This is a genomic window from Cupriavidus sp. 8B (genome assembly GCF_054589115.1).
Genome location: NZ_BAAILO010000256.1, coordinates 1 through 5,305, shown reverse-complemented (window position 1 = coordinate 5,305; position 5,305 = coordinate 1). Strand labels below are relative to the sequence as shown.

The 5,305-nt window shown below is 58.3% G+C and carries 5 protein-coding genes; 2 read left to right on the top strand and 3 right to left on the bottom strand.

Annotated features, from left to right (window positions below):
* On the top strand, window positions 1–635 hold a 635-nt coding region (locus tag ACYP5B_RS24980; protein WP_459571456.1), incomplete at its 5' end, for an IS630 family transposase.
* Window positions 636–827: 192 nt separating this feature from the next.
* On the opposite strand, the gene ACYP5B_RS24975 is transcribed toward ACYP5B_RS24980, so the two are convergent.
* The 3 genes from ACYP5B_RS24975 to gloA form a co-directional block, all read right to left on the bottom strand.
* Window positions 828–1,640: an alpha/beta fold hydrolase gene (locus ACYP5B_RS24975; RefSeq protein WP_459571455.1), complete on the bottom strand. Its 813-nt coding sequence runs from the start codon at window positions 1,638–1,640 to the stop codon at window positions 828–830.
* 151 nt (window positions 1,641–1,791) lie between these two features.
* The gene (locus ACYP5B_RS24970; protein ID WP_459571454.1) at window positions 1,792–2,775 is read right to left on the bottom strand and encodes a D-2-hydroxyacid dehydrogenase family protein; all 984 of its coding nucleotides are present in this window, start codon (window positions 2,773–2,775) and stop codon (window positions 1,792–1,794) included.
* Window positions 2,776–3,191: 416 nt separating this feature from the next.
* Window positions 3,192–3,584 (bottom strand): lactoylglutathione lyase, encoded by a 393-nt coding sequence (gene gloA / locus ACYP5B_RS24965; RefSeq protein WP_459571453.1) that lies wholly within the window; start codon window positions 3,582–3,584, stop codon window positions 3,192–3,194.
* Between the two features lie 1,130 nt (window positions 3,585–4,714).
* Between gloA and ACYP5B_RS24960 the strand changes: the two genes are divergently transcribed.
* On the top strand, window positions 4,715–5,074 hold the full coding sequence (locus ACYP5B_RS24960; RefSeq protein WP_459571452.1) for a DUF485 domain-containing protein: 360 nt from the start codon (window positions 4,715–4,717) through the stop codon (window positions 5,072–5,074).
* Window positions 5,075–5,305: the final 231 nt, after the last annotated feature.

Genomic DNA, 5,305 nt, shown 5'->3' with positions numbered 1-5,305 from the left:
CCCACTCGAGGTGTTCGCTCGTATGCTCAAACAAGTTTCTCATCCCCCAACTTCAATTCACTGACGGGGTGTTGCACTTGGGACTTGAAACCGCCCAGGTATTGGACCGCACGCAGCCCATTCTGCCGCTGGCGCGACGTATCCCCGAGCGACGTACGCACGACTACATGCGCCATGGCACGACAACGTTGTTCGCCGCGCTGGACATCGCCACAGGGAAAGTTATCGGTGAATTGCATCGCAGACATCGCAGCAGTGAGTTCCTGCAGTTTCTACGCACGATCGAAGCCAACGTGCCGCCCGAGCTCGATGTGCATCTCGTCATGGACAACTACGGCACGCACAAGACGCCGTCGACTAAGGCTTGGTTTGCTCGCCATCCGCGCTTCCACGTTCATTTCACACCGACCTCCGCCTCATGGATCAATCAGGTGGAACGCTGGTTTGCAATCATCACCGAACAATACATCCGCCGCGGCACGCATCGCTCAACCCGACAACTTGAGCAAGCCATCCGCCAATACCTTGACCTGAACAACGCCAACCCCAACCCTTTCGTGTGGACGAAGTCAGCCGGTGACATCCTCGCCAGCATCAGGCGATTTTGTCTACGAATTTCTGACTCTGGACACTAGGTCGACATTTCTATCAAGCAGCCTCCGAGTTCAATCCGCTGCAGGATACTGTATCTGTCGAATCCAGATGTCACGCCCTGAGCGTCGACGCAGCTCTATGGAGCAGCCGGCCTTTTCTTGCGCTGGGATGTGGATCGAAGATCGCCTACTAACATCGGGTCCTCCGCGCTCCTCTTCTATGTACTACTACTTCTATGCGAAGAAATTAGCCAGCGCACCAGCTACGCCTGCCGCGTCGTTTTCCATCGGAATGTGGCCGCCGGTCTGGATCCGAACCAGAGTAGAGCGTGGAATCTCCTTAACAAAATGCTCTGCGAACTCAATCACTTGAAAGGGGTCGATCTCGCCCCACACAAGCGTTATCGGCGTTTCAGACGCTCGCAAAGCGGGGACCAGATCCATCGTATAGCGATTGTCCGCCGCGCCGGCGAGGGCCACCCACGAACGGGCGACTCGCGGATCAGTCCACGGGTCCAGATATTCTACGATCATCTCCTCCGTCGCAGCACCAGCTAGGGCCTTGCTGATTGAGATCCGCCTAGCAGCGACGACGTCCTCCGGCGTAACGGTGGCGGCGACAGCCGGGTCCCGAAAGCGCGCGACACCGGGTACGGGCCATGACTCAAAAGTGGCGGCGTTTACCAGGGCAAGCTTGCTCACAGTGATTTTCTTGCCCACTAGCAGATGCTGTGCAATCGCACCACCGATGTCATGTCCCGCGACACCGACCGGACCATTCAGACCGAGTGCGCTAGCAAACCGGACTACCCAGTCCGCCAATGCGGGAACCGATGCGTGCTCCAGCGTCAGTTCGCCGCCGGATCGACCGAGCCCTGGTAGATCTACCGCGATCGGCCGGAGCCCGGCAGCCGCGAGGTCTTCCAGCACCGGCTGCCAAACGCGGCTCCAGTAGGTGCCATGGAGCAGCAGGAGCGCGGCCCCACCTTCTCCTGCCGTGAGATAGCTGGCCGGCAGGCCGTCCACGTCAACTGTCATTCGTTTCATTGGTGTACTCCTGTAACTAGACGTCGAAAGGATGGCAAATTGCTGTTCAGCTGAACAGGTAAAACCCATGCGCCGTTCTCTGCCACCTGGGTAACCCCACGAAGTGACAACGCGCCACAGGCACGGCGGCTGCCGGTTCGCAAAAGAGCCCTCATAGCGTGACGCTAAGCGCGCCGTTAGCAACGGCCGCCGACCGCAGCCAATCGACGATGTTTCGCACGGTGTCGCCGTAGAAGGTTCGATACAGTTCCTTCGAAACATAGCCTACGTGCGGAGTTGCAAGCACGTTTGGTAAATCCCGAAACGGGTGCGGATTAGCCAGCGGCTCGGCGTCGAACACGTCGAGCGCTGCGCCCGCAATTTTCCCCGCTTTGAGAGCTTCGAGTAGCGCGGCCGTATCGATAATTTGGCCGCGGGACGTGTTGACCAGCCGGCCTGTCGGTCTCATTTTTGCAAGCTCTGTCGCGCCAACCAAATGGTGAGTCCGCTCGCTGAGCCGAACGTGAACGGACAGAATATCTGATGAAGAAAAGAGCTCATCCTTTCCGACCAACTGAGCACCCACCTCAGCGGCGTGTTCGGCCGTCAAATTCTGGCTCCAAGCAATGACTTTCATTCCAAACGCCGCTGCGATCCTGGCGACCGCCGAACCGACACGGCCGAGACCAAGCAACCCAAGCGTTTTCCCGGAAAGTTCCTCACCGACCGACAGTTGCCAACCGCCGTTGGCCACCGACTGTCTTTCCTGCGGAATGTTGCGCACCATCGCGAAAATCAGGGCCCAGGTGAACTCAATCGTTGGCGTCGACTCGTAACCCGTATGGCGAACTTGAATACCAAGTTGCCCTGCCGCATCCTCGTCGATGGATGCATTCCCGGGTCCGGTTGAAGCGATCAGTCTGAGGTTGGGTAACCTTTCCACGATTCCTCGCGGCAACGGCGTGCGCTCTCGCATCACGCAAAGCACATTGAACGGCCGCAGACGAGCCACCAGCGCGTCAGGATCATCAATGTGGTCATCAAAGACGGTGATGTCTGCCAAACCGTGCAGCGGTGACCAATCGGCCATCGTCAGCGCGACGTTCTGGTAGTCATCGAGGATCGCTATCTTGGTTCGGGGTGTCGGTTGGGTCATGGTTGTCTCCTGGAATCGCCTTGTTCTACGCGCCGACCGGCGCCGCGCCTCACTTGCACGGCGGGCAACGCGATACAAGGGGCTGTGTTTCGCCGTCCACCGCAGTCTTTGGCGACTTTTGAATAGTCTCGCGCCCGCGTCCTGTCCGTACCAGTCTCTCGCACGGAATAACTCATATTCCCGCTCAGCATGAGACCGCTTTGGGAGTTGCCCCAAGCGGGGGCGTTACTCTAACCTGCGAGCGCTTCGCAACTAGAAGCTGGCGCAAAAAAATCCCTCCGTGCCGCAGGTTCTACTCGAAGCGAATCCTGCGGAGACTATCCGGACGGTTTCAGTGATACGGCATACGTGTCTTCGAGGGGGCACATGGCGACGGGCGTCGCACCATCGAGCGCGGTGTCCCTGCTCACATCGGGTTATTTATCCTCTTTCCTTTGAATCAGTTCGACCTTGTAGCCGTCGGGATCCTGAGCAAAAGCAATGATCGTTGTACCGTGCTTCATCGGACCCGCTTCCCTAGTGATAACGCCTCCACGCTCCTTCACAGCCACACACGCGGCATAGGCATCCTCGACCTCTACCGCGATATGCCCGTACCCATTCCCGATGTCATAGGAACTAGTGTCCCAATTGTGAGTGAGCTCAATAACAGTCCCTTCGTCTTCGGCTTGATAACCCACGAACGCCAGGGTAAAACCACCGCCAGGGTGTTCTTGACGGCGCAAGACCTTCATTCCCAACACATGCGTATAGAACTCAATCGAGTTGTCAAGATTACCGACTCGCAACATTGTATGCAGAAGACGCACGATTTTTCCTTATCAATTTGGCCGCAGTGAGTTCGCCACGGTGACGGCTGCAGCTAGGCGATCCGTAGCCGGCGCCGAAGGGTAGTTTTGCCTACATATGGAACCGCCGCTGTATCTCGTCCGTAGTCTTGTGTAGTGACGTTCGATGCTTCAATGCTGCTACGAAGTCAGAACCCGCACCTCCGACGCGCTAGCCCCAAATCGCCGCCTACCAAATCCACGCCGCGCTACGTTTTGTCGCTGCTTTCGGCCCGAACGCGAGCCCTGGGCGTCCGGGATGCCCTCGTATGCACGCTCGAGGGAAGACGGCGCCGCCCGCCGCGCGGTTTTCGCGGGTAACTGGCTGACAATGTTAGAAGGTCCACCGCGGTGGCGATACGGCTCGGGCGGGAATATCTCTTATTACCCATGCGCATAGGTCCACGGGTCAGTCGTCGGCGACTGCACAGCGCGCGGCAACAACGTTGTACGTCGCTCCAGCCGGTGCCGCCGCGCAGTGCGGCACGTGTAACGAACCAGTCCCCTGGACTCTCCTACACTTGTGTTACGTCGAACCTACATCTTCACGGCACTCCCCGCTGTCGAACGGGGGCATGCCTCCAAATCGATGACCGTCAGGCCTATGTGGCCGTAGCTTGTCAGGCGCACTGAAACCTGAGTCAGGTGTGACCTGTAGGCCGAAGGATCCAGCGCACGCGCTCTGGTACGCGATGCTGCATTCCCACGACAGCTGTCAGGCGCACCTCCCTTTCTCGAGGGTATTCGTTTCAGACATATAAGCTATGCCTAGCCAGCAAGACGCGGCGGCGCGGGAAAACGAATACACTTCAAGCGCCCGAACGAACCGAACGACGCTGACGCTCGGTGTGGCTTCTAGCCAGGTCGCGTTTAGTTGCCTAGGCCTTATCGGCTCAGTGCACCGGTCAATGCGCGGTTCGCGGGAACATGCTACATGCGCGAGCTGCACCTCGTCGAGAGCCGTAGACATTTGCAACTGCTCCTTTGAGGGCTAAAGGGACCGGTTGCTCGGCTCTCCTCGTCGTGCGCGCGTCGTACGGGTCGGGGCACTGCCGGCGTGTTGAATCACTGACCGCAAGTAGTGTTGAAAATAAATTAATGGAGGAGACGACATGTCAATTGCTGCGCCTGCTGCAGCCGCGGACCCGGGCCCCACTAGGCTAGCCGGGCTGGGACGAAGAGACGTTGTTCACGACGAAAAATTTCGCAGGTTGGTTCGCGAACGAAGGCGGCTTAGCTGGTCGCTAACGTCAGCGATGCTGATCGCCTACTTCGGGTTCGTCTCGACCGTCGCGTTCAAACCGGATTGGCTCGGGACACCCATCGGATCCGGCCGGTCTACTACTTGGGGAATACCCGTCTGCTACGGGATATTGGCGCTCGCATTTTTGCTAGTTGGAGTGTATGTGCGTCGAGCAAACACAGTGGGTGATGCGAACGTGGCTGTCATTAAGGCAGGAGACCGGTCATGAACTTTCGGCGTGTCCTTTGGCTATTGGCCACGTGCTTGACCACGTTGCCCAACGCGCAGGCGGCGTCCACCTCGCCTGGCTCCGCAGGATCGTTGCATCAAGCCTCGAATCCTAGCGCAATAGCTATGTTTTTCGTGTTTGTCATCTTCAGCCTGTTCATTACGAAATGGGCCGCCCGGAAGAGCTCAGGCGTCTCCGATCACTACGCCGCCGGTGGGCGTATCACAGGCA

Excerpts from the sequence above, each read along its gene's own strand:
- ACYP5B_RS24970 (WP_459571454.1), bottom strand. The coding sequence starts at position 2,775 with ATGACCCAACCGACACCCCGAACCAAGATAGCGATCCTCGATGACTAC.
- ACYP5B_RS24960 (WP_459571452.1), top strand. The coding sequence starts at position 4,715 with ATGTCAATTGCTGCGCCTGCTGCAGCCGCGGACCCGGGCCCCACTAGG.
- ACYP5B_RS24975 (WP_459571455.1), bottom strand. The coding sequence starts at position 1,640 with ATGAAACGAATGACAGTTGACGTGGACGGCCTGCCGGCCAGCTATCTC.